The organism is Streptomyces sp. NPDC036764 (assembly GCF_055609385.1).
Genome location: NZ_JBVJPT010000017.1, coordinates 24,132 through 48,038, shown reverse-complemented (window position 1 = coordinate 48,038; position 23,907 = coordinate 24,132). Strand labels below are relative to the sequence as shown.

At 72.5% G+C, this 23,907-nt stretch carries 18 protein-coding genes and 1 pseudogene; 10 read left to right on the top strand and 9 right to left on the bottom strand.

What is annotated here, in order from left to right:
* Nucleotides 1–80: 80 nt before the first annotated feature.
* Nucleotides 81–3,326 carry an AfsR/SARP family transcriptional regulator gene (locus tag ACZ69Q_RS39700; protein ID WP_471052182.1) on the top strand — a complete coding sequence of 1,082 codons (3,246 nt, stop codon included), beginning with the start codon at nt 81–83 and terminating at the stop codon, nt 3,324–3,326.
* Between the two features lie 64 nt (nt 3,327–3,390).
* Here ACZ69Q_RS39700 and ACZ69Q_RS39695 read toward each other — a convergent pair whose 3' ends face one another.
* The 5 genes from ACZ69Q_RS39695 to ACZ69Q_RS39675 form a co-directional block, all read right to left on the bottom strand.
* Nucleotides 3,391–4,380 carry a malate dehydrogenase gene (locus tag ACZ69Q_RS39695; protein ID WP_471052179.1) on the bottom strand — a complete coding sequence of 330 codons (990 nt, stop codon included), beginning with the start codon at nt 4,378–4,380 and terminating at the stop codon, nt 3,391–3,393.
* 447 nt (nt 4,381–4,827) lie between these two features.
* The gene (locus ACZ69Q_RS39690) at nt 4,828–6,108 is read right to left on the bottom strand and encodes a helix-turn-helix domain-containing protein (RefSeq protein ID WP_471052176.1); all 1,281 of its coding nucleotides are present in this window, start codon (nt 6,106–6,108) and stop codon (nt 4,828–4,830) included.
* 420 nt (nt 6,109–6,528) lie between these two features.
* On the bottom strand, nt 6,529–7,059 hold the full coding sequence (locus ACZ69Q_RS39685) for a helix-turn-helix domain-containing protein (RefSeq protein ID WP_471052173.1): 531 nt from the start codon (nt 7,057–7,059) through the stop codon (nt 6,529–6,531).
* A gap of 237 nt (nt 7,060–7,296) precedes the next feature.
* Entirely contained in the window at nt 7,297–7,764 is a 468-nt protein-coding gene (locus tag ACZ69Q_RS39680) for a DUF3017 domain-containing protein (protein ID WP_471052449.1), read from the bottom strand.
* 34 nt (nt 7,765–7,798) lie between these two features.
* A complete protein-coding gene (locus ACZ69Q_RS39675; protein ID WP_471052170.1) occupies nt 7,799–8,653 on the bottom strand; it encodes a bifunctional methylenetetrahydrofolate dehydrogenase/methenyltetrahydrofolate cyclohydrolase in 855 nt (284 codons plus the stop codon).
* Nucleotides 8,654–8,922: 269 nt separating this feature from the next.
* On the opposite strand from ACZ69Q_RS39675, the gene ACZ69Q_RS39670 reads away from it, so the two are divergent.
* The 7 genes from ACZ69Q_RS39670 to ACZ69Q_RS39640 all read left to right on the top strand — a co-directional run bounded on the left by ACZ69Q_RS39670 (nt 8,923) and on the right by ACZ69Q_RS39640 (nt 16,939).
* Nucleotides 8,923–9,540, top strand: coding sequence for a hypothetical protein (locus ACZ69Q_RS39670; protein ID WP_471052167.1), 618 nt, complete (start codon nt 8,923–8,925; stop codon nt 9,538–9,540).
* A gap of 154 nt (nt 9,541–9,694) precedes the next feature.
* Complete coding sequence (locus tag ACZ69Q_RS39665; RefSeq protein WP_471052165.1) at nt 9,695–10,444, top strand: FHA domain-containing protein; 750 nt, start codon at nt 9,695–9,697, stop codon at nt 10,442–10,444.
* On the top strand, nt 10,441–12,006 hold the full coding sequence (locus tag ACZ69Q_RS39660) for a protein kinase domain-containing protein (protein ID WP_471052162.1): 1,566 nt from the start codon (nt 10,441–10,443) through the stop codon (nt 12,004–12,006). Before ACZ69Q_RS39665 ends, ACZ69Q_RS39660 begins: the two co-directional genes overlap by 4 nt.
* Nucleotides 12,007–12,206: 200 nt before the next feature.
* Nucleotides 12,207–12,950: an FHA domain-containing protein gene (locus ACZ69Q_RS39655; protein WP_471052159.1), complete on the top strand. Its 744-nt coding sequence runs from the start codon at nt 12,207–12,209 to the stop codon at nt 12,948–12,950.
* On the top strand, nt 12,947–14,338 hold the full coding sequence (locus ACZ69Q_RS39650; RefSeq protein WP_471052156.1) for a protein kinase domain-containing protein: 1,392 nt from the start codon (nt 12,947–12,949) through the stop codon (nt 14,336–14,338). Before ACZ69Q_RS39655 ends, ACZ69Q_RS39650 begins: the two co-directional genes overlap by 4 nt.
* A gap of 93 nt (nt 14,339–14,431) precedes the next feature.
* Nucleotides 14,432–15,010, top strand: a complete 579-nt coding sequence (locus tag ACZ69Q_RS39645; RefSeq protein ID WP_471052153.1) for a M23 family metallopeptidase — start codon at nt 14,432–14,434, stop codon at nt 15,008–15,010.
* A 159-nt stretch (nt 15,011–15,169) separates the two neighbouring features.
* On the top strand, nt 15,170–16,939 hold the full coding sequence (locus tag ACZ69Q_RS39640; RefSeq protein ID WP_471052151.1) for a protein kinase domain-containing protein: 1,770 nt from the start codon (nt 15,170–15,172) through the stop codon (nt 16,937–16,939).
* Between the two features lie 48 nt (nt 16,940–16,987).
* On the opposite strand, the gene purH is transcribed toward ACZ69Q_RS39640, so the two are convergent.
* Nucleotides 16,988–18,553 (bottom strand): bifunctional phosphoribosylaminoimidazolecarboxamide formyltransferase/IMP cyclohydrolase, encoded by a 1,566-nt coding sequence (purH, locus tag ACZ69Q_RS39635; protein WP_471052148.1) that lies wholly within the window; start codon nt 18,551–18,553, stop codon nt 16,988–16,990.
* Nucleotides 18,550–19,179: a phosphoribosylglycinamide formyltransferase gene (gene purN, locus ACZ69Q_RS39630; protein ID WP_471052145.1), complete on the bottom strand. Its 630-nt coding sequence runs from the start codon at nt 19,177–19,179 to the stop codon at nt 18,550–18,552. The genes purH and purN overlap by 4 nt, the downstream gene beginning before the upstream one ends.
* A gap of 273 nt (nt 19,180–19,452) precedes the next feature.
* Between purN and ACZ69Q_RS39625 the strand changes: the two genes are divergently transcribed.
* Nucleotides 19,453–20,244: a hypothetical protein gene (locus ACZ69Q_RS39625; protein WP_471052143.1), complete on the top strand. Its 792-nt coding sequence runs from the start codon at nt 19,453–19,455 to the stop codon at nt 20,242–20,244.
* Between the two features lie 45 nt (nt 20,245–20,289).
* Here the strand turns inward: ACZ69Q_RS39625 and ACZ69Q_RS39620 are convergent, their stop codons facing one another.
* Together ACZ69Q_RS39620 and ACZ69Q_RS39615 are read right to left on the bottom strand one after the other, a co-directional pair.
* Nucleotides 20,290–21,396, bottom strand: a complete 1,107-nt coding sequence (locus ACZ69Q_RS39620) for a cell division protein PerM (protein ID WP_471052446.1) — start codon at nt 21,394–21,396, stop codon at nt 20,290–20,292.
* A 273-nt stretch (nt 21,397–21,669) separates the two neighbouring features.
* Nucleotides 21,670–22,701, bottom strand: a pseudogene (locus ACZ69Q_RS39615) (cell division protein PerM); the annotation flags it as partial.
* Between the two features lie 96 nt (nt 22,702–22,797).
* On the opposite strand from ACZ69Q_RS39615, the gene ACZ69Q_RS39610 reads away from it, so the two are divergent.
* Nucleotides 22,798–23,856, top strand: coding sequence for a helix-turn-helix domain-containing protein (locus tag ACZ69Q_RS39610; protein WP_471052141.1), 1,059 nt, complete (start codon nt 22,798–22,800; stop codon nt 23,854–23,856).
* The last annotated feature ends 51 nt before the right edge of the window (nt 23,857–23,907 follow it).

Below are 23,907 nucleotides of genomic sequence, written 5' to 3'. Positions count from 1 at the left end.
TGAGGAAACCTGTACGCGCAGGTCGCGCGCGCTGGACCATGGCCGGTCGGACAGCAGGGCGGTGACGGAGGGACGGGCCGGTGGAGATCCGGTTGCTGGGACCGGTGCAGGCGTGGGCGGACGGCATGGAGGTCGACCTCGGCCGGCCCCGTCAGCGATGTGTGCTGGCGGTGCTCCTGATGGAGGCCAATCGCGTCGTACCGATCGAGACGCTCATCGACCGCGTGTGGGGCGAGGAGCCGCCGGCCTCGGTGCGCAACGTGCTCTACGGCTATGTCGGCCGCCTCAAGACCGCGCTGCGCCGGGCGACGGACCCGGGGACGAGCGGCGTACGTCTGGAGCGGACCTCCGGTGGCTACACGCTGCGGACGCCGCCCGAGCGGGTGGACCTGTACCGGTTCCGCGAGCTCGTCGAGCGGGCCCGCACCCAGGAGGCCGGGCGCACGGCCGACGACGACCGGGTCGCCGGACTCCTGGAGAGCGCGCTGGAGATATGGCGCGGCGAACCGCTGACCGGGCTGACCGGAGCATGGGCGCGGGCGGCCCGTGACACGCTGGCGAGCGAACGCGTCGTCGCCCTGCTGCACTGCCACGAGGTGCAGTTGCGCCGGGGGCGCCATGCGGAGATCCTCCCCCGACTGCGCGAGCTGGCCGCCGCCCATCCGCTGGACGAACGGATGGCCGGGCAGTTGCTGACCGCGCTGTACCGGTCCGGTTTACAGGCCGAGGCCCTCCTGCACTACGACGGCATGCGCAAGCGGCTCGCCGAGGACCTGGGCGTCGATCCGGCGCCGGAGCTGCAAGCGCTCCACCGGCTCATCGTCACCAACGACCCCACGGTGGCCGCACCTTTGCCGAAACGTTCCGCGGCGCCCGCCGAACTGCCGCACGACGCCGCCGGTTTCGCGGGCCGGGCCGACGAACTCGCCCGACTGCACGCACTGCTGCCGCCCCAGTGCGACCCGGTACAAGGGGAGGGGCAAGGTCCGGCGCCGGGCAGCACGGTGGTCATCTCCGCGATCGGCGGCGCCGCCGGCATCGGCAAGACCGCGCTGGCGGTGCGCTGGGCCCACCAGGTACGGGCCCGCTTCCCGGACGGCCAGCTCTACCTCAACCTGCACGGCTTCGACCACGACCGCCCGCCCCTCGCATCCGGCGAGGCCCTGGAGGCGATGCTGCGGAGCCTCGGCCTGGAGGCGTCGGAGATCCCCCTGACCGACGAGGCTCAGGCACGCGCCTACCGCAGCCTGCTGGCCGGCCGGCGCCTGCTCGTCCTGCTGGACAACGCGGCCTCGGCGGAGCAGGTACGTCCGCTCCTGCCGGGCAGCCCGTCCTGCTGTGTCGTCGTCACCAGCCGCAACCGGCTCGGCGACCTCGTCGCCCGCGACGGCGCACACGCCCTGGCGCTGGACCTGCTGCTGCCGGACGAGGCCCGCGCACTGCTGAGCGAGGCAGTCGGCCCGGACCGTCTCACCGCGGAATCGCCGGCGGTGGTCGACGAGTTGATCCGGCTGTGCGGCAGCCTGCCGCTGGCCCTGCGCGTCGCCGCCGCGAGACTGGCGGGCGATCCGGGCCTGCGCCTGGCGGACCTGGTCGCGGAGCTGACCGAGGGCGACCGGCTGCAGGCGCTGACACCGGAGGAGGAGGAGGGCAACTCCCCTTTGCGCACGGCGTTTTCGGCGTCGTACCGAGTCCTGTCGCCGAGGGCTCAGCGGCTGTTCCGGCTGCTCGGACTGTTTCCCGGGGCGGACTTCACCGTGGAGGTGGCGGCGGCTCTCCTGGAGGTACCGCTGTCGCAGGCCCGACGCCTGCTCGGAGGGCTGGCCGCCGCGCATCTGATCGAGGCCGCGTCAGCGGGCCGGTACCGGTTCCACGATCTCCTGCGCGAGTACGCACGGGAGATGGCGCAGGTGGAGGAGACGCCCGCGAGCCGCGAGGCCGCGCTGGAACGAGTCCTGCTCTGGTACCTGCATGCGACCCGGGCCGCCGCCGAGACCTGGCCGTTCACCGAGCTGCCCGCCGAACTCGACCGGGGCAGCCGCCACGGCATACCCTCGGCCGCCGACGCCCCCGGCTGGCTGGTGGCGGAGCGGGCGAATCTGCTCGCTCTCATCCACCACGCCGGACGGCATGGTCCCCGCCCGGTCTCCTGGCATCTGGCCGCCGCGCTGTTCGGCCACTTCTGGGTCCATCTGCCGCGCGCGACATGGCAGGCGGCCGCGCAGGCGGCGCTCGACGCGGTCACCGTCGAAGGCGACCCGCGTGGAGAGGCGGCCATGCATCTGTCCCTCGGCGTGATCCGGTGGGACTGGGGCCAGGCCAGGGAGGCGTTGGAACATCACGCGCAGGTGATGGGCATCGGCCGCCGACTCGGTTGGTCCGGAGGCGAGGCGGCGGGGCTGGGCGGCAGGGGCTTCGTGCACTGGAGCCTGGCGAACCTCGACCGGGCGCACACGGACCTCACCGCCGGCCTGCGGCTCAACGGCCCGTCCGGGAACCGGAACGTCGAGGCGTTCGCACTGCTGGGGCTCGGTATGACCTGCCGGGACATGGGACGGCTGAGCGAGGCCGCCGATCATCTCGAACGGGCCCTTCGCCGCAACCGGGAGCTGAGCTGGTGGGACGACAGCCTGGCGCTGCAGTTCCTCGGGTGGGTCTACTGGGAACTCGGCCGGCTGGCCCACTGCCTCGACGTCATCGGCCCCCTGGTGACCGCGCACGGCAGGGGCGGCTATCGCAACGGCCGCGCCATGATGCTCGACGCCGTCGCGAAGGTCTCCATCGAACTGGGCCGGCCCGACGAGGGACTGATCCAGGCCGAGCGTGCCTTCGCCATGGTCCAACCACCGGGACGCCCCTGGATCCAGGCCGGCGTCCTCAACACGATCGCCACCGCCCACCGCCGGCTCGGACACCTCGACCGCTCGCTGGAGTACGACAGCCGGGCGCTCGCCCTGGCCCGGGAAGCCAGGCACCGGCGCCACGAGGCCGACAGCCTGCTGGGCCTGTCCCTCACCCACGGCCGACGCGGCCGGCACGACGAGGCCGCCGCCCGTGCCGAGCAGGCACTGGGCCTGGCCCGCGGCCACGCGTTCGGTGTGGTGGAGGGCCAGGCCCTGACCGCCATGTCGGCGACCGCGGCGGCACAGGGGTCGCATGCCGAGGCCGCCGCCCTGGGCCAGGAGGCCCTGGCCGTGCACCGCCGCACCGGCCACCGCCTCGGCGAGGCCCGCACCCTGCTGCTCCTCGGCCTGGGGCAGGAGGCGCGGGACATCTTCACGGACGTCGGCGTGCCGCCCGAGGAGTACGAGAACCCCGACCGGTGAACGAACGGCCGCGGGCCCCGTACCGGAAGGAACCGGAACGGGGCCCGCGGCTGACGCAGGTGGCTCAGATGAGGCCGAGGGCGCGGACCGCCTCGCGCTCCTCCGCGAGCTCCGCGACGGAGGCGTCGATACGGGTGCGGGAGAACTCGTTGATCTCCAGGCCCTGGACGATCTCGTACGTGCCGTCCTTGGTGGTGACGGGGAAGGAGGAGATGAGCCCCTCCGGCACGCCGTAGGAACCGTCGGACGGGATACCCATCGACACCCAGTCGCCGTCGGCGGTGCCGTTGACCCAGGTGTGAACGTGGTCGATGGCGGCGTTGGCGGCGGAGGCCGCGGAGGAGGCGCCGCGGGCCTCGATGATCGCCGCGCCACGCTTGGCGACGGTCGGGATGAAGTCCTCGGCGAGCCACTTCTCGTCGCTGACGACCTCGGCGGCGTTCTTGCCGGCGATGCTGGCGTGGAAGATGTCCGGGTACTGGGTGGCGGAGTGGTTGCCCCAGATCGTCAGGCGCTTGATGTCGGCGACCGTCGAACCCGTCTTCTTCGCGAGCTGGGTCAGCGCGCGGTTGTGGTCGAGGCGGGTCATCGCGGTGAAGCGCTCGGCCGGTACGTCCGGCGCGGCGGCCTGCGCGATGAGCGCGTTGGTGTTGGCCGGGTTGCCGACGACGAGGACCTTGATGTCGTCCGCGGCGTGGTCGTTGATGGCCTTGCCCTGGGGCTTGAAGATGCCGCCGTTGGCCTCCAGCAGGTCACCGCGCTCCATGCCCTTGGTGCGGGGGCGGGCGCCGACGAGGAGGGCGACGTTGGCACCGTCGAAGGCGACGTTCGGGTCGTCGCTGATGTCGATGCCCTGAAGGAGCGGGAACGCGCAGTCGTCGAGCTCCATGGCCGTGCCCTCGGCCGCCTTGAGCGCCGGCGTGATCTCCAGAAGTCGCAGCCTGACCGGCACGTCCGCGCCGAGCAACTGGCCGGAGGCGATGCGGAAGAGCAGGGCGTAACCGATCTGGCCGGCCGCGCCGGTGACGGTGACGTTCACGGGAGTGCGGGTCATGGCGTTCTCCGTATGACAGCGGGCTGTGGGGCGTCTCTGCCCCCGGGGTGCGGGACGTAGAGATGATCGATCTCTTGGCGTCGAGAGATCCACCGGTCAGGCTATCGCGCCTCCGGGATCCCGCACGGCCGGGTCCGTGTGGCCCACCCCACAGAGCGACCGCGGGTGCCGCAAAAGGAGGCGGCCGCCCGGTTCGGGAGAGGAAACCCGGGCGGCCGCCTGGTGGGGGTACCGATGCCGGACTCCCGTGGGGGTACCGTGCGCGTGCCCACTTTGCGCGGCCCCATTCCTGCCCCACCGGAATTCTTTTCGCCGGCTCGTGAGGGCTGCGGTGATGGGACGGTGAGCGCGCCGGCGCCCCGTGGACGTCCCGGAACGAAAACGGTGACCGAGGGGGCGTGCCCCCTCGGTCACCTCATCATCGGCCTCCGCCTCGGCGGCGGCGCGCTACTGCGTGCAGCCCTCCGTGCCCGCGGCCAGCGTCGCGCAGGCGACCGCCTCGCCCGCGTCCTTCACGGCCACCATCGGCGTGTACGCGATCGTGTCGCCGACGGCCGTGATCGACCCGGTCTCCTTCGCCTTGCCGGCCGTCACGGCCACCTCGTCGCCCTGCGCGGCCTGCGTGATGCGTCCCCACGCCGCGCCGCACGTCTTGCTGTAGCGCACCTCGACCACGGCCGTGCCGACGGTCGCGGTCTTGGCGGTCGTCACGAGGTCACCGCTGCACCCCATGGCCTCCGCGTCCTTGCCGGTGCAGGAGGCGCCGCTGCACTTCACGCCGGCCGGCAGGTCGGTGTCGGCCGAGGCGGTCGGCGAGGGCGACTTGGCGGCGTCCTCGCCCTTCTTCCCGTTGCCGCCGTCGGTGAGGTAGAACACCGCCGCGATCACGACGAGCACCCCGACGACCCCCGCGAGGAACATCGTCAGCCGTCGTTTCCCGCCGCCCCCGCCGGAGGACCCGGCCCCCGCACGAGGCCCCTGCGGCGGCTCGCCGTACGGACTCGGCGTGCCCGGCGTCCACGCGGCCCCCGACTCCGCCGCGGAGGGTCCGGACACACCGGACGCCCCGGACGTGCCGGACGCGGCGGACGCCCCCGTCGCACGGCTGCCGCTGCCCGTCGGCGCCGGCCCCCGATACCCCGCCAGGCCCCACGAGTTGCCCCCGGAGTCCCGGACGTCACCCCCGCCGGCACCTCGTACCGGAGCATCGCGGACCGCGGAGTCGCGCGTCTCCGGCGCGGTGGGCTGCGCCGGCACGGAGGGCGGCATGGTCGGCGCGACACCGGCCGGACCCGCCACTCCGGGCACGGGCGCGGCCGTGGCGCTGCCGCCGCGGTGCGCGCCCTTGGCCGCCTTCGCGCTGCCCTTGGCGTTCGCCGGGGGCGCCCCGAACTCGCTCAGTGCCGCGCGGGCCTGGGAGATCCGGATCGCTTCCATGGTCATGTCGTGGCGCATCTCCGAACGGCTCCACGCACGCTCGGCGAGCTCCCACATGGTCGTCAGATGCACCGGATTCGTGCCGGTGACCTCGGCGAGCGCCACGATCGCACCCTTGGGTGCGAGCAGCCGCCCGTTCAGATACCGCTCCCACGACGTCTTGCTGTATCCCGTGCGGTCGGCCAGCGCCGCGATGCTCAGACCACTGCGGTCCACGAGCCGACGCAACTGGCTCGCGAACTCCCTGACCTGCGGATCGAGTTCATCCGGCAAGGCCCTCCAACGAGGCATTGCTTCCCCCCTCTTCCCCCCGGTTCGTGCTGGTGTTTCTCGCGTTCCCCCGCGCGTGGTGCCCTCTGCCGAGTCCCCGATGTGGCTACCCAAAGGGATGCGCCCAGTAAGGATCTCAGTTCCCGGGGTGGGGGCGCACGGGAGCATTGGGACCGTGGGCATGCACCGTTGCACGCCCGTCGGATCGCGTCCAGTGTTCCACCGGCCTCCCTCGCCGGCAGACACAACCCTGGCAGTAAGCCCTTACAGACCAGCGGGACGCCCCGGACGCCCCGATCGACCACGCTAGCCCGGCTACTGAACGAATTCCTTGCAAATCCGCGAACTTGTCAACACATCGACACACAGAAAGCACATAAACGAGCACTCACGCCACTTACGCCATATTCGGGCAAGTCAGACGCGGCGGCCCCAGCGGGCTCACCCCAGCGCAACGGCCCCGATCACCGCCGTCAGCACCAGCGCCAGGACGAGCACGACGGCCACCATCAGCAGCTTGCGCGACGGCGGCCCCGACGCCTTGGGCGGCGCGTCCCACCACGGCAGGGTGGGATCGTCCTCGTACTCCTCGTGCTGCTCGTACTCCTCGCGCCCGTCGGGCTGTCGGCGATGCTCCCCCGCCTCCCCCGCGCCGCCGTGTGCCGCGTCGTCCGGCTTCCCCGGCACCGTGACCTGCTTCGGCCACGCGTGCACGGCCAGTTCCCACCGCACCCCGAAGCGTTCCGCCTCGTCCTTGCCGATACCCGCGACCCGGCACAGAGAGACAACCGCCTGCCGGGGCGGGGGCTGGGTGGCGTTGAGGTAGCGCTGCCAGGAGGACTTGCTGTACGCGGTGCGCGCGCCCAGCGCGACCAGGCTCAGGCCCGTACGGTCCTTGAGCTGCCGCAACTGCTCCACGAAATGCCGCACCTCCGACGGCAGATCGTCGGGCAGCGGCTGCCACGCACCCATCGTTCACCTCCGAACCGGACCCGATCGGGTGACGACACGACACGGCGCATTGGTTCCCCGACGTTCCCGACGTAGCGGAACGGTCACTTCCGTGCCACAGCGCGCTGACAGGCGTTGAACAGCGGCTTCGCCGTGCCCGAGGGTTGACGCAGACGGCGGTCCGTCCTTCCTCGGGGGAGAGGACGGACCGCCGTCACGCGCAAGGGGCAGAGCCTGCCCCGGTTCTCCGCGGCTGTTCTAGTTCTCCACCGTGAAGTGCAGCGCGTCCTTCAGGAACGGCAGCGTCAGCAGCGGATCGGGCTGCGCCATCAACGCCAGCAGCACGATCGTGAGGCCCAGCACGCCGTACGTCACGATGTCCGTGAAGCGGGACCGTACGGCGAGCATGCCGACGCTCGGCAACAGCCACCGCATAACCGCACCGACGAGCAGGGCGCCGCCGATCAGCAGCGTGCCGGCGCGGAACACGTCGAGCGCGGTGACCAGCAGTCCGGCACCGGCCAGTCCGAGGACGACGAGGACGGGCCACTGCCGGGCGGGCGCCGGCAGATCACCGGACGCCGCGCGGCCTCCGCCTTCGGGGCGTGCCGTGTCACGGGTGAACAGCGGGAAGCGACGGGTGGTCCGCCGGGGCCTGCCCTCCGCGTCGGGCGCGCTCACCGGATCCCGGACCTCGATTTCCTCGATGTCCTCGGTCTCCTCGATGTCCTGGACCTCCTCCGCCTTTCCGTCGCCCCGCTCAGCCGACACTGCGCTCCGCCGCCTCGACCACGTTGACCAGAAGCTGCGCCCGGGTCATCGGGCCCACGCCACCGGGGTTCGGGGAGATGAAGCCGGCCACCTCGGCGACACCGGGGTGGACGTCGCCGACGATCTTGCCCTCGGCGTTGCGCGAGACACCGACGTCGAGGACGGCGGCGCCGGGCTTGACGTCCTCGGGGCGGACCAGGTGGGCCGAGCCCGCGGCGGCGACGATGATGTCGGCGCGGCGCAGGTGCGAGGCCAGGTCACGGGTGCCGGTGTGGCACTGGGTGACGGTCGCGTTCTCGCTGCGGCGGGTCAGCAGCAGCGGCATCGGCCGGCCGATGGTCACGCCGCGGCCGACGACCACGACCTCGGCGCCCTTGATCTCCACGCCGTACCGGCGCAGGAGGGTGAGGACGCCGTTGGGGGTGCAGGGCAGCGGGGCCGGCTCGTTGAGGACCAGACGGCCGAGGTTCATCGGGTGCAGGCCGTCGGCGTCCTTGTCCGGGTCCATCAGCTCCAGGATGCGGTTCTCGTCGATGCCCTTGGGCAGCGGGAGCTGGACGATGTAGCCGGTGCAGGCCGGGTCCTCGTTCAGCTCGCGGACGACGGCCTCGATCTCCTCCTGGGTCGCCGTGGCGGGCAGTTCGCGCTGGATGGAGGCGATACCCACCTGGGCGCAGTCGCGGTGCTTGCCGGCGACGTACTTCTGGCTGCCGGGGTCGTCCCCGACGAGGATCGTGCCGAGTCCGGGCGTGACGCCCTTCTCCTTCAGCGCCGCCACGCGGGCGGTCAGGTCCGACTTGATCGCGGCTGCGGTGGCCTTGCCATCGAGAATCTGGGCGGTCATGACTCCCATCTTCCTGGATGACGCCCTCCGGGTTCCAATCCGGGTCCCACGTGGCCCGCGTCACCCCATCTACGCCCGTATCCACCCATGATCAGCGATGTTGCACTTGCACAACACATAGGGAATGCGGCTGGACAAGTAAGAGCCGACTAAAGAACGATGTGACTGCAGTGCCGCGGGCTGTACCGGGGGGACGAACCGCATCGAGTCAACTCTCCTCCGCACCGTGCCGCGCGTCCCCGCACTCGGACAACGGAGGAAAGACCGCCATGAGTTTCGGCGACCCGAACAACCCCTACGGCCCGCCTCCCCAGGGCCAGCCCGGTTACCCGCAGCAGCCTCCGCAGGGCCAGCCCGGTTACGGCTACCCGCAGGGCGTTCCGCAGCAGCCGCCCGCCTACGGCTACCCGCAGGGCCAGCCGGCGTACCCCGGCTACCCGGGCGGCAACATGATGCCCGTGCAGATGCCGGGCCTGATGAAGACGTCCCGCGTCCTGCTGTTCATCCTGGCCGGCTTCCAGATCCTGTTCGGCCTCATCACCGGCATCGCGGTCGGCGCCGCCCAGGACGTCTCCAACGGCGTCGGCGCGGGCGACGACACCGACACGCTGGCCGGCCTCGGTTTCCTGGTCGCGGCCCTGCTGCTGGCCCTGGGCGCGCTGTCCATCTTCCTGGGCGTGAAGTTCAAGAACGGCGGCAGCGGCATCCGCATCACGACGATCGTGTACGCGTCGCTGATGATCCTCGGCGGCATCGTCAACATCGTGAACGGCGCCAACGGCTCCGCCACCTTCGGCGGTCTGATCTCCCTCACCATCGCCGGCATCATCCTCGCCTCGATGGTGAACGGCGCCGCGTCCGCCTGGTTCAACCGCCCGCGCTACTGACGCACACCGGACCTTCACGGAATCCGCAGTAGCCGGGGCACAGTTTCACGCCAATAACAGCCGAGGGCCGTGTCTCACCTGTTCGAGTGGGGCACGGCCCGGCTGCGTCGTCCTACTCTGACGTGGGTAGCCGTCAGGCACGGGGAGACGCACCTTGTACAGCATCATCGTGGTACCTCCGCCGACCACGGAGGACGAGAACCAACGCAGCCAGCACAGGCTGGCGCCCGGCGAGCGGCTCGGCTTCGGGCGATCCGTTTCCGACAACGATCTCGCGATCGTGCACGACGGGGTGTCCCGCAGAGCCGGTGAGATCACCGCGCAGGGCGCCTTCTGGATACTCAGCAACCTCAGCCGGGAGCAGACGTACGTCGTCGAGAACCCGGAAGGCGCGGGCGAGCACATCAAGGTCGGGCCGGGGCGCCTCGACGCACCGATCCCGTTCGAGTTCTCGCGGATCGTGCTGCCCGCGGCCGGCGATCTGCTGGCGATCGAGGTGTGGGCACCGCGCCACGACTACCTCAGTTCCGAGGGCAGCCCGGACGGGGCGACCACCGCCCCGGCCTTCTCGGTGGACCGTACGAAGCGGTACTTCGCGGTCCTCGCCGCCCTGTGCGAACCCCGCCTGCGCGGCGAACCGCACGCCGCGCTGCCCACCGTCGACCAGGTCGTCGACCGGCTCCGCCCCACCTGGCCGGCCGCCTCGCGCACCTCGGTGCAGTGGAACATCGACTACCTCGCCGTGAAACTGCGTCTCAAGCCCGGCCCGGAGACGGCGGACACCGGTCCGCGCCTCAACGGCAAGAAGGAGTCACTGGTGTCGCTCGCGCTCCGGTTCGATCTCGTACGGGAGGACGATCTCGTCGTGCTGAGACAGGCCGCGTCCGGCCGGGTGGTCCGGTGACCGAGCCCTACGCCGTGCCCGTGCCCAGGGGGTACCGGGTGGGCGAGTGGGAGGTACGGGAGCCGATCGCCACGGGGGCGTTCGGGAGCGTGTACGAGGCCAGACGCGCCGGGGCAAACGAGGACCTGCCGAGGACCGCGGCCCTGAAGTTCCTGCCCACCGGCACCGGAACGCCCCGCCAGCTCACCCACCTGCGCGAACTAGTCGAGCGCGAGGTCGAGTTGCACCGCCGGCTGAAGCAGCCGCGGCTGATCCGGATGTACGACACCCTCACCGTCGACGACCCGGCCCACCCCCCGCTCGACGGCGCCACCGTCCTCGTACTGGAGAAGGCGGAGGGCTCCCTGTCCACCCTGCTGGCGGCGGACCCGCGCCCCGCGGCCGGGCCGGCCCTGCTCGCGCAGATCTGCGAGGGTCTCGCCCAGCTCCACCACGCGGGCTGGGTGCACGGCGACCTCAAGCCGGCCAATGTGCTGCTGATGGCGGACGGTTCGGCCAAGCTGGCGGACTTCAACATGGCGGCGGAGCTGGAGGGCACGCACGCGTACACGCCCGCGTTCTCCACGCCCGACTACACGCCGCCGGAGCTGCTGTGGTCGGAGATCGGCGAGCGGGGGCGCCGGATCCGGCCGTCGGCGGACGTCTGGGCGTTCGGCGTCCTGGCCCATCTGGTCCTCACCGACTCCTTCCCGCTGCCCGGCGCCACGCCGACGGCCCGCCGCGACGCGGCCGCCGCCTATGCGCGCGGCACCGACGAACTGCGCCTGTCCCCCGAACTGCCGGACGCCTGGCGGGAGATCGTCCGCGACTGCCTGACCCGTACGCACGAGGACCGCGTCGCCACCCAGGACCTGCTGCGCCGGGTCGAGGCGGCGGCCGGCACGGGTCGCTCGCCACGCCTGCCCCGGGCCCTCCTGCGCCGCCGCTCGCGCCGCACGTCGGTGCTGGCCGCCGCGGCCGCCGTGCTGGCGGTGTCCGCCGGCGGGTACGGCATCAGCTCCTGGGCCGACAACGGCGGCGACGGGACGCCGGGCGGCGGGAGCACGAAGGTCACGGCCGCCACGTACGGCGCCGCCGAACTCCGTACGGACAAGGGCATCCCGGTGTCCTACCGGCGTCTCATCGTCGACTCGGCGCACGACTGCGTCCAGCGGGAGGTCACGCCCGCGCTGATCGCCGCCCTGCTGAAGGCCGAGAGCAACTTCGACCCGGATCTCTCCGACCCGTCCGCGGGCAAGGAGGGCGAGTACGGCATCGCCCGCTGGACGCCGAGCCTGCTGCGCTGGTGGATCCGTTCGGACGGCGTCCCGGCGGAGGCGACCCCGCGGCCTCCCCTCACGCCGGCCGAGTCCATCCCGGCCGTGGGCCGCTACCTCTGCTACATGGAACCGCTCCTGCACCGGACCGGACTGTCCGGCGACCGCCAGGTGCTGTTGGCGGCCGCCTACCGCACGTCGACCAAGGTAGTGAACAACGCGGGCGGAGTTCCCCCGAAGTACCGCGACTACGCCACCCGCGTCGCCCACTACCTCAAGGAGTACACGCCGCCGGGCAAGAAGTGACCCTGAGAGGTCTGAGGTACCGCTCCCGAGGGCCGGACTCCATCGTGGCAGGACCGGTCTCCGGTTCGCTCGGGGGAGTACCGGAGGCCGTTCACCCTCCACAACACGCCGAATTTTGCCTGCCCTTGGGCGTTTCGCGCCCGCGCTTCCTACCCTGGCCCCAGTTTCCGCAGGGGGACGAATCGGGGGAGGAAGCCGCCATGCACAGCATCATCGTCGTGCCCATGGACAGCACATGCCCGGACGATCACATTCACCTCGACCCCGGTGACGCGCTGCGCTTCGGCCGTACGGCCCGACCGCGCGGCCCGCACCTGACCATCGCGCACGAAGGCGTCTCCCGTGAGGCGGGCGAGATCACCGCCGCGGGCGCCTACTGGCGGCTCAGCAATCTGAGCGGGGCACAGACGTACGTGGTCGAGAACCCGGAAGGCGCCGGTGAGCACATCAAGGTGCCGCCGGGCCGGCTCGACGCCCCCGTGCCCTTCGAGTTCTCGCGTGTGGTCCTGCCGGCCGGGAGCGACCTGCTGAGCTTCGAGGTCTGGGCCCCGCGGCACGACTACCTGGACCGCCCCGGCCCCAGGGACGGAGTGCCCACCGCGTCCGCCTTCCCGCTCGATCGCAGCAAGCGGTACTTCCAGGTCCTGGTCGCTCTGTGCGCCTCCCGCCTGCGCGACGAGCCGCACGCCGCGCTGCCCACGGCCGAGGAACTCGTCGAGCGGCTCCGCCCGTTCTGGCCGTCGGTCACCCCCGCGTCGGTGGCGTGGAACATCGACTACCTGGCGGTCAAGCTGCGCCTCAAACCGGCTCCGGACACGGTGCCGGGCGGCGGCCCTCGTCTCAACGGAAAGAAGGAACGGCTGGTTTCCCTGGCCCTGCGCTTCGACCTCGTACGGGAGGACGATCTGGCGCTGCTGACCGAGCGGGCCGGGGCCGTCCGGTGAGTGCCGGTCCGTCGCACGCCGTGCAGGTACCGCGGGGCTATCGCGTCGGCGCGTGGGAGGTCGGGGAGCCCATCGCGTCCGGCGCGTTCGGCAGCGTCTACGCCGCCCGGTGCGCCGAGCCCGCCGAGGGACTGCCGGCCGAGGCCGCGCTGAAGTTCCTGCCGACCGGCACACAGACCCCGCGCCAACTGCGCCACCTGCGCGAACTCGCCGAGCGCGAGACGGAGTTGCTCCGCAGGCTGCGACGCCCACGCCTGATCCGGATGTACGAGGCGCTCACGGTCGACGACCCCGCCCGGCCCGGTCTCGACGGCGCCACCGTCCTGGTGCTGGAACGCGCCGAGGGCTCCCTCGACCGGCTTCTGGAGCAGTTGTCGGCCCGGTTGCGGGGCCGTGGAGGCGAACCGGGCGGGCATGCCGTCGCGGTCCCGGGCGGGCCGTCACTGGTGGCCCAGATCTGCGAAGGGGTGGCGCATCTGCATCACGCGGGCTGGGTGCACGGCGACCTCAAGCCTGCCAACGTGCTGCTGATGGCGGACGGTTCGGCCCGCCTCGCCGACTTCAACCTCGCCGCCGAGCTGGACGGCACGCACGCCTACTCCCCGGCGTTCACGACCTCCGACTACACACCGCCCGAACTGCTGTGGGCGGAGGTCGGCGAGCGCGGGCACCAGACCCGTCCCACCGCCGACATCTGGGCGTTCGGCATCATCGCCCATCTGGTGCTGACCGGTTATCCGCCGTTCCCGGGGACGAATCCGACAGCGCGCCGCGAAGCGGTCCAGCGCTACGCCAAGGGCCGCGACGAGCTCCGCCTCTCTCCCGAACTCCCCGATGTCTGGCGGCAGATCGTCACCGACTGCCTCGCCCCCACCCACGCCGAGCGGGCCCCGCACTCCGCGCAGGCCCTGCTGCGCCGGGTCGAGGCGGCGGCCGGGGCGGCCCGCTCCCCGCGGCTGCCCCGGCTGAAGCCGAGGCGGGGCCCGCATCCGGCCGTGCTCGGCTCGCTCGCGGCCCTCACAGCCCTGTCACTGGCCACCGCCGGCCTCCTCGCCCTGCGCGACCCGGCGCCCCAGGGGTACGCCCGCTGCGACCGGGGCGACGTCTGCTTCTACTCGCTGCCGGACGGGCAGGGCGAGATGTGCTCCTGGTACGACTACGAGGACGACTGGTTCGGCGGGATCATCACCTGCGACTGGGCGAGGACCGTCAAGCCCAGGTCGGTCTTCAACAACGGCTACGACGGCGACCCGCACGACGACGTCCAGCTCTTCGGCGCGGTCAACCGCAAGGAGCCGATCGGCTGTGTCCAGGCCAACGAGAAGGTCGACTTCTCCGCCCCCGGCGGTCTGCCGGTCCGCTCCCACGAGTGGGTGCCCGCCTGCTGAGCGGGCACCCTCGAACTTTCGAGGTACCGCGGCCACGACCGCGATCCGATGCTTGTCCCGACCGCAACGAAGCACGACAACGGGGAGACAGGCATGAAGACAAACGTCCTGGTCCGACGCCGCAAGGCGGCCGCGGCCCTCGCCGCCGGCGCACTGGCGCTCTCGCTCGGCGTGGAGTCCGGCGCCACGGCGGCACCGGCCAAGCCCAAGTTCCAGATGCCGTTCGCCTGCGACACGCACTGGCGGCTCGACACCTACGGCAGCAACCACAACCCGGCACTGGACATCGTGGTGAAGAACAACACCGGCTCCTCGGGCAAGGCGGTGTACCCCGGCTACAAGGGCAAGGTCGCCCGCACCTTCTGGGACCGCGGCGCCGGCAACGTCATCATCGTCAACCACGGCGGCGGCTGGTACACGGCGTACTACCACCTCAAGGACAAGCACGACAAGTACGTCCAGAAGGGAGACAACGTCCGCGCGACCACCAAGATCGGCCGTATCGGCGCGACGGGCAGCAACAGCGGCGACTGGGCGCACCTGCACTACGAACAGCGCTACCGGACGAACGGCATCCCGACGGAGGCCGACCGCGAGGCCGTGCACTTCAACGGCAAGAAGTACACGGGCGCGGGCAAGACGTGGAAGGACGTCGTCAGCAAGAACTGCTAGGCCCGGCAACCACGGGTGCACGCACCTACGAGTCCTTGGCGGGCCGCCCCGGGAAGGGGGTGGCCCGCTCCTCGCACGTCAGGCCCGAGCCCGCGATAGCCTCTCGTCGACCGGGGTGAACAGCCCCGTGTGTCGGGGCATCGGTACATCGGGGGTTCCATGTCGGAGCAGCGGCCCACGCCGCCACACTCTCCCGCGTCGGCGGACGCGGCCCTGGAGCAGGCGGGGGCCACCCCGCTGAAGGCGGCCGACCTCGGACGCATCGGTCCCTACGTCCCCCTCGGCCTACTCGGCAGCGGCGGCATGGGCCATGTCTACCTCGCCCGCCCCGCCGACAACGCCTCCGGGCTCGCGGCCGTCAAGGTGATCCGTCCCGAGTACGCCGAGGACGCCCGGTTCAGGCGGCGCTTCGAGCGGGAGGCCGCCGTGCACTCCCGGGTCCACACCCCGCGCACGCCGCAGTTGCTCGGCACCGGGTTCGACGACTCGCTGCTGTGGATGGCGACGCAGTACCTGCCCGGCCTGAACCTCGCCGAGGCGGTCCGCGAGTGCGGCAGGCTGGAGCGCGTCGGGGTGTGGCGGCTGGTCGCGGAGCTCGGCCAGGCCCTCGCGGCACTGGCCGCCGCCGACGTCGTACACCGCGACCTCAAGCCGTCCAACGTGGTCCTGTCCCAACAGGGCGTGTACGTCATCGACTTCGGCATCGCCCAGGCCGCCGACGGCAGCGCCATCACCTCGACCGGGAGCCGGGTCGGCACGCCCGCCTTCATGGCGCCGGAGTATCTGCGCGAGGGCCACTGCGACACGGCTTCGGACGTCTTCTCGCTGGCCGGGAGCCTGATCTACGCCGCCACCGGGCACGCCCCGTTCGGCGACGGCACGGGCGTCGATGTGATGCACCGGGTGGCGTTCGAGGAGCCCAAGCGGGACATCATGGCCGAACTGACCGCCGTGGACCCCGCGTTGGCCGCCCTGATGTCCGCCTGCCTCGCCAAGGATCCCGCCGCCCGCCCCCTCCCGCGACAGCTCATCGAGGCCGCCACGGCCGCCGGACACACGCACGGCACCGCACCCGCCTGGCACGAACCGCTGGGCGCCCGGCTGCTGGCCCGGCAGCAGGCCTGCGACGTGCTGGAGCGGGTCGCCGTCCAGGAGACCGTGCAGTTGCGTACGCCGGTCCAGCAACCCGCGTTCGGCGGCCCCGTGTTCGGGCCGCCCGCGCCGCCGGCCCCCTGGCAGCACGCCACACCCGCCCAGACGCCGGCCCCCGAGGGCGGCGGCACGCGGAGGAAACGCCGGGCCTACCTCGCCGTCGCCGCGGGTCTCGCCGTGTGTGCCGTCGCCGCGGGTGCCTTCTTCCTCACCCGTCCCTCCCAGGACGACACGGCCCCGGCCGCGGCGACCGCACCCGGCAGCGCCGCCCCCGGCGCCGCGCGTGCCTCCGCCCTCCCCGGCTCCTCCGTCTCGCCCTCCGACGACAAGAAGAAGGAAGCCGGCCCCCGGGAGTCGGCGTCCACACCGTCGCAGACCTCGACCACCACGTCCGGCAGCGACGCGGACGGAACGCGGCCCACCCCCGCCGAGGAGGCCACCGCCACATCCGGCGGCGACGACAGCGGCGGCGGCAGCACCCCGTCCGCCACCCCCACACCGGCGGCCCCCACCACACCCGCCACCCCGCCCTGGATCTCCCAGTGCACGTACTACTCCGGTACCGAGCAGACCGACTACGGCGACAAGGGCCAGCGCGTGGTCCAGGTGCAGTGCATGCTCACCCAGCGCGGCTACAGCGTCGGCTCGTCGGGCGTGGACGGCGAGTTCGGCAGCGCCACCATGGCCGCCGTCAAGCAGTTCCAGGGGGCCAAGGGCCTTGAGGTGGACGGCGAGGTCGGGCCCAACACCTGGGCGGCGCTGCGCAGTTCGACATGATGTGGGGCCCGCCGTTCACCGAACGACGGGCCCCACAACAGGTACGGCTCAGTGGAAGAAGTGCCGCGTGCCGGTGAAGTACATCGTGACGCCCGCCTTCTTCGCGGCCTCGACCACCAGCTCGTCGCGGACCGAACCGCCGGGCTGGACCACGGCCTTGACGCCGGCCTCGGTCAGGATCTCCAGGCCGTCGGGGAAGGGGAAGAAGGCGTCGGAGGCGGCGTAGGAACCTTGCGCGCGCTCGGCGCCGGCCCGCTCGACCGCCAGCTTCGCGGAGTCGACGCGGTTGACCTGGCCCATGCCGACGCCGACCGAGGCGCCGTCCTTGGCGAGGAGGATCGCGTTGGACTTCACGGCCCGGCAGGCCTTCCAGGCGAAGGCGAGCTCGGCCAGCTCCTCGGCGGACAGCGCCTCGCCCGTCGCCAGCGTCCAGTTGGCGGGGTCGTCGCCGTCGGCCTGGAGGCGGTCGGTGACCTGGAGGAGCGCGCCGCCGTCGATGGGCTTGATCTCGACGGGGTTGCCGGGGCCCTCGGGGCAGCGCAGCACGCGGATGTTCTTCTTCTTGGCGAGGGCCTCGAGGGCGCCGTCCTCGTAGTCCGGCGCGACGATGACCTCGGTGAAGATCTCGGCGACCTGCTCCGCCATCTCCTTGCTGACCGGGCGGTTGACGGCGATCACGCCGCCGAACGCCGACAGCGGGTCACAGGCGTGCGCCTTGCGGTGCGCCTCGGCGACGTCCGCGCCGACCGCGATGCCGCACGGGTTGGCGTGCTTGATGATCGCGACGGCCGGCTCGGCGTGGTCGTACGCGGCACGGCGGGCGGCGTCCGTATCCGTGTAGTTGTTGTACGACATCTCCTTGCCGTGCAACTGCTCGGCCTGCGCGAGACCGCTCCCGCTGCCGTCCACGTACAGCGCGGCCGGCTGGTGCGGGTTCTCGCCGTAGCGGAGGGTGTTCTCGCGCTCCCAGGTGCCGCCGAGGAACTCCGGGAACTGCGAGTCGTCGAGCGGGGCGTAGGAGGAGGCGAACCAGGAGGCCACCGCCACGTCGTAGGCGGCGGTGTGCTGGAAGGCCCGCGCGGCGAACAGTTTGCGCAGTTCGAGGGTGAAACCGCCCTCGCGGACCGCCTGGAGGACGGCGGCGTACGCGTCCGGGTCGGTGACGACCGCGACCGACGGGTGGTTCTTGGCGGCGGCGCGCACCATCGACGGGCCGCCGATGTCGATCTGCTCGACGCACTCGTCGGGGGTGGCGCCGGAGGCGACGGTCTCGCGGAACGGGTAGAGGTTGACGACGACCAGGTCGAACGGCTCGACGCCCAGCTCGGCGAGCTGCTCGCGGTGGCTGTCCAGGCGCAGGTCGGCGAGGATGCCCGCGTGCACGCGCGGGTGCAGCGTCTTGACGCGGCCGTCCAGGCACTCGGGGAAGCCGGTGAGCTCCTCGACCTTGGTGACCGGGACACCGGCGGCGGCGATCTTCGCGGCCGTCGAGCCGGTGGAGACGAGCTCGACGCCCGCCTCGTGCAGGCCGCGCGCGAGGTCTTCCAGACCGGTCTTGTCGTAGACGCTGACGAGCGCCCGTCGAATGGCCCGCTTGTTGCTCTCGGCGGTCACTGGATAACTACCTTTCGTCCCTCAATGCGATAGCCGTTACGGGCGAGCCGCCCCACGACCTCGACGAGCAGCCTTCGCTCGACTTCCTTGATGCGCTCGTGCAGAGCGCTCTCGTCGTCCTCGTTGCGGACCTCGACCACGCCCTGAGCGATGATCGGCCCGGTGTCGACGCCGTCGTCGACGAAGTGAACGGTGCAGCCGGTGACCTTGGCGCCGTACGCGAGGGCGTCACGCACGCCGTGGGCGCCGGGAAAACTGGGGAGCAGGGCCGGATGGGTGTTGACGAACCGGCCGCCGAAGCGCGCGAGGAACTCCTTGCCCACGATCTTCATGAACCCGGCGGAGATCACGAGGTCGGGCTCATGGGCGGAGACCGCCTCGGCGAGGGCGGCGTCCCACTCCTCGCGGCCGGCGTGGTCCTTGACCTTGCACACGAAGGTCGGCAGCCCGGCGCGCTCGGCACGCGCCAGCCCCTCGATGTTCTCGCGGTCGGCCCCTACGGCCACGATCTCGGCGCCGTACGCCTCGGGACCGACGGAGCCGATCTCGTCGAGGAGCGCCTGAAGGTTGGTGCCGGATCCGGAGACCAGCACGACGAGGCGCTTGGCCACGGGCTTGGCGGCCACTGTGGGGCCCTTTCTCGGGGGTGCGTTCTTCGTGCGGCCGGCGCTTGTATATTCGTACGAATGCATCACGCCCCGGGATACGGGGAAGTCTACGAAGCGGCCGACCGTCAGCAACGATACCGGCACTCCCGACAGCCCCCACGGGACGGGGGCGTGGCCGGAAGGTAGCGTGCGGGGGGAGCTGGCCCGGGAACGCGGTTGTGGTGCCGTGCGTTCACGAAGTGACAGCTCTTGTCGGATCAGTCGCTCACCAAGGGGAAAGACGCTCACTTGATGCCGGACCGCAGCTTGCGACTCCTCACGCTCCCCCAGCAGTCCTTGCAGGGAGGGGAGCACAGCGGCGTGCTGCTGCGGGAGCGCCCCTCCTCGCCGCCCGACGCGCCCTCCGGCGGGCAGAACGGCGACCAGCAGGACAGTGCCGGCCAGGGGCAGGACGACAACCCCTTCGCACCGCCGCCGGAGGGCACCCCGGACCGCCCGTGGCAGCCGCGCCGCCCCTCCGGCGACGACGGCTCACAGGGCTCCGACCAGGGCAACGGCAACTCCCCGTGGGGCAACCAGTGGAGCGACCGCCAGCCGGGCCGCTCCTCCGGCGGGTTCGGCGACAGCCCTCGCGGCAGCCAGGACGGCCCCGGAGGAAACGGCGGGCCGGGCAGCGGCATGCGCTGGGACCCGACCGACCCCACCCAGCGCCGGGCTCGCTACGCCCTGCTGTCCGGCATGTGGGCCTTCTTCTTCGCCCTGTTCAGTTGGCCGTACGTTGCCCTGCTGCTGGGCGCGCTCGCTCTGTACTGGGGCATCAGCAGCCTCCGGGCCAAGCCCCGCACCCCGGACCCGGACACCCCGGCCCCCCAGAACAACGGCCGTCCCCAGACGACGGCGGCGGTCAGCGGCCTGGTCACGGCGTCCCTCGCCATCGCGGTGGTCGCGGCCGGGTTCACGGCGCAGGTGGTCTACAGCGACTACTACTCCTGCCGCGACGACGCGCTCACCAATGAGGCGAAGCAGTCGTGCAACGAGCATCTGCCGAAGGAACTGCGGGGCATCCTGGGCGCGGAGAGCTGACGCCGACGCGGCGGGCGGTGGGGTGGCGGAGCGCCGGGGGTGGCCTTACGGGCCGTCCGGTGAGTCCGGAGTGTCTTGTGCGGCTGGTTCCGGGACCGGTTCCGTTGTCTCTTGCGGGGCCGGTTGCGGTGTCTTGTCCGCGGTCGGTGCGGTCGCCGTCTTCTCCGGGGCCGGTGGGGCCGGGGTCTGTTCCGTGGCGGGTGTGTCCGGCGCATCGGGTGTGTCCCGCGTGTCCGGCGTCTTCCTGATGACCGGCTGCTTCTGATCCTCCGGTGCGTCCGACGGGGCCGGTACGTTCGGCGCGTCCTCCGCGCCAGATTCCCCGGCCGGCTCCGTCGGCTTCGACGCCTCCTCTTTCGGGGAGGGCGGGGGCACCAACGGTGGGCCGGTGGGCGGGAAGTCGTCCGGCTCGAAGGTCGTGTCGTGGTCGTAGGTGGCGTAGGGGATGTCCTGGGTGAGCGCCTCGTACCGGTCGCCCTCGCCGTACGCCGCGGCCTGAGCGCCCTTGTCGTCCCCGCGGTCCGCGCCGCCCTGGTCCGGTGCCGACGCCTTGAACGGTGTCTTGCGACTGTGCGCAGCAAGCCTCGACTTCGAGTCGGCCGGCCCGCCTGCGCCCGACCGACCCGACTCCGCCGCCCCCGACAACCGCCCGCCACCCGACTCCGCCGCCCCCGACAACCGCCCGCCGCCCGACGGCAACCGGTCCCGCGGCGAGCGTTCCTCCGCGGCCGGGCCGTCCTCCCCCGGCGCCCCCACCCGAGGCTTGCCGATCCGCGCGCCCTGCGTGTCACTCACCGGCTCCGCCCGGTGCCGCCGCCCCGTCCAGCACCGCCGGCCGCGCACCAGCACCGCCACCGGGACCGCCACCAGTGCGACCCATCCGAACGTCGCCGCCCCGGTCTGCCACCACACCGGCCCGAACCTCGCGAGCGCCCCCACCCCCAGCGGCCCGCCCGACAGCGTGGCCAGCACGGCGACCGCCAGGGCGCAGAACGCGGCCGCCAACAGGGCCGTGCCGGCGGTCTGTCCGGGCGACCAGGTCACGGCGGACGCCGGCCCGCGCCCCGAACGGGCCGCCGCGGACGCCTCCCCGACCGGGAACCGCCCCGTCGAGCCCCCCTGCCCGACCCGGGCCCGGCCCGTGGGCGGCACCTGTCCGGCCCGGGTCCGCCCCGTCGGGGGATCCTGCCCGGCCCGGGTCCACCCCGTCGGGGGGTCCTGCCCGGCCCGGGTCCACCCTGTCGAAGACTCCTGCCGGACCCGGGTCCGCCCTGCCGGGGGGTCCTGCCCAGCCCCGGTCCGCCCTGCCGGGGAGTCCTGCCCGACCCGGGTCCGACCCGTCGGGAAGTCCTGCCCGGCCCGGGACCGGGCCGTGGCCGACGGGTCCCCGCCGGTGGGCCGGTCGTCGAGCCCGTCGCCCCAGCCCGCCGCGAACCACCCCACCACCAGGCCCGCCAGGATCGGCACCACCGCGACCCCCCACCGCAGCGGCCCGGCGACGGCCGTCTCCGGTACCGCCTCCAGCAGCGGGAACGGCGGCAGCAACGGCACCGGCGCCGAGGACAGCGGCGCCACCACATGCCCCGACCCGAGCGTGAACCCCGGCCCGAGCGCGTATGCCGCCGCCCACATCGCCGCGTTCGGCACGAGCGCCGCACACAGCAGCAGCACCGCGAACCGTCCCGACCACCCCTGCGTCAGCTCCAGGAAGGACCCCCGCACCGCACCGCCGTGCCACACCAGCGCCCCGCCCATCAGCACCGCCCCGCCACCGGCGAGCGCCGCCACCCCGGCCCCGGCCGCCCGGGCAGCGGTGCCGACCCGGGCGCGCCCCTCCGCCCCGGGCACCAGCCGGCGTACCCGCGCCGGCAGCACGACCAGCAGGCCGTCCACCGTCTCGGGCCGCCGCTCGCACGCCGTCCACACCCCGACCCCCGCCGCCACCATCGCGACCAGGGGCACCCGCACCGCCGTCCACAGCCAGGACGGCCGCAGCTCGCCCCCGGCCGAGTACACCGCGGCCGCCAGGCCGACCCCGAGATACCCGAGCACGACGCCCGCCCACGCCGTACGGATCGACGTCAGCGGCACCCCCTCGCCCCCGTCGGCCGCCGCGTCCCGTGCCGCCCGGTGCACCAGCCACACCGGCAGCGCGAGCAGCAGCAGCGGGGTGACACCGACCGGCGCGGGGACACCGGAGAGCGTGTCGGTGCGGACCAGTTCGGCGCCGTGCGCCAGCAGCCACAGCACGGAGGCGATCCGCAGCGCGCCACCCGGTCCGCTGTCCGGGTACGGCGAGCTGATCCACAGCGCGATCACCACCACGGCGAACACACCGAGCCCCAGTCCCGCCGCCACCGCGCCGCTGAAGAGGCTGGCGCCGAGGCCGGGCGTTCGGCGGCGCAGGCGCGTGAGCAGGGGCGTTCGACGAGCGGTCATCTCGATCACGACCGCCATGCTCCCAACGACACGCGCTTTCCCGTCGTAACAGGCGAACCTCCGATGTGTCGCCCAATATATGTTTATGTACTTTTTCGTACGAAAGGGCGCCCGGTGACGCAGACCCCCGCAGCCCAGCTACCTCCGCCCGAGGAATGCCGACGCCTGCGCGAGGCCCGTTCGTTGACGCAGGCTCAGGTCGCGGAGCGGGTGGGTGTCAGCCGCGAGACGGTACGCGCGTGGGAGAGCGGCCGCACGACACCGCGGGGCCGAAGGAGGGAGGCGTACGCACAACTGCTGCGGACCATCGCCGACGAGACGGGTGGTCAGGAACCCGAGGAAGTACATGAGATGACGGCACATCAGCCCGAGGGACGCCTCACCCCCGCCCAGGCCTTCGACGCGCTCTACGCCTTCTGCGCCCCGGCCCTCGTACGGCAGACCTTCCTGCTCACCGGGCGCCGCGAGCTCGCCCGTGAGTCGGTCGAGCGGGCCTTCCAACATGCCTGGCAGCGCTGGCCGGAGGTGGCCCGCGACCGCGATCCGGCGGGCTGGGTGCGGGCGACGGCGTACGACTTCGCGCTCTCCCCCTGGCACCGGTTCCGCCCCCGCTACCGGCACCCCGAACCGCCGCCCTCCGACGCCTTCGACCGCGCCCTGCTGGACGTGCTCCTCCGGTTGCCGCCGACCCAGCGCCGCACGCTCGTCCTCTACGACGGTGTCGGCCTGGACCTGCCCGAAACGGCGGCCGAGACGGAGGCGAGCACACGGGCCGCCGCGAACCGTCTCCTGCACGCGCGCACCACGGTGGCCGCCCGCCTGCCGGACCTGTCCGACCCCGCCCAACTCCACCGGCGCCTGGCCGAACTGGCCTCCACGGAGCGGTTGCGCGCGGCCAAGCCGGTGGTGGTACGCGACGGCAGCGAACGCCGGGCGCGCTTTTGGACGCGGGCCGCCATCGCCTTCACCGTGGCGCTCATCGGCACGACCGCACTGACACTGCGGACGGCTCCCACGCAGTACGAGCCACCGGTGCCGCCGGGGGCGACGGTGCGGGGGGTGCCGCCGAGGATGGCGCCGGGGCCGTTGTCGGAGAAGGAGCTGGAGCTGCGGGAGAAGCTGCGCGCCCAGATGCAGTCCGGCCCGGAGCGACTCGTACCGGGTGTCACTTGACCGCCGTGGCCCGGGGTGGACGAAAACGCCGGTGGGCCCGCCCCCACAGAG

Coding starts and splice junctions, on each gene's coding strand:
- ACZ69Q_RS39695 (WP_471052179.1), bottom strand. CDS start 4,380: ATGACCCGCACTCCCGTGAACGTCACCGTCACCGGCGCGGCCGGCCAG.
- ACZ69Q_RS39690 (WP_471052176.1), bottom strand. CDS start 6,108: ATGCCTCGTTGGAGGGCCTTGCCGGATGAACTCGATCCGCAGGTCAGG.
- ACZ69Q_RS39685 (WP_471052173.1), bottom strand. CDS start 7,059: ATGGGTGCGTGGCAGCCGCTGCCCGACGATCTGCCGTCGGAGGTGCGG.
- ACZ69Q_RS39675 (WP_471052170.1), bottom strand. CDS start 8,653: ATGACCGCCCAGATTCTCGATGGCAAGGCCACCGCAGCCGCGATCAAG.
- ACZ69Q_RS39670 (WP_471052167.1), top strand. CDS start 8,923: ATGAGTTTCGGCGACCCGAACAACCCCTACGGCCCGCCTCCCCAGGGC.
- ACZ69Q_RS39655 (WP_471052159.1), top strand. CDS start 12,207: ATGCACAGCATCATCGTCGTGCCCATGGACAGCACATGCCCGGACGAT.
- ACZ69Q_RS39645 (WP_471052153.1), top strand. CDS start 14,432: ATGAAGACAAACGTCCTGGTCCGACGCCGCAAGGCGGCCGCGGCCCTC.
- ACZ69Q_RS39640 (WP_471052151.1), top strand. CDS start 15,170: ATGTCGGAGCAGCGGCCCACGCCGCCACACTCTCCCGCGTCGGCGGAC.
- ACZ69Q_RS39625 (WP_471052143.1), top strand. CDS start 19,453: ATGCCGGACCGCAGCTTGCGACTCCTCACGCTCCCCCAGCAGTCCTTG.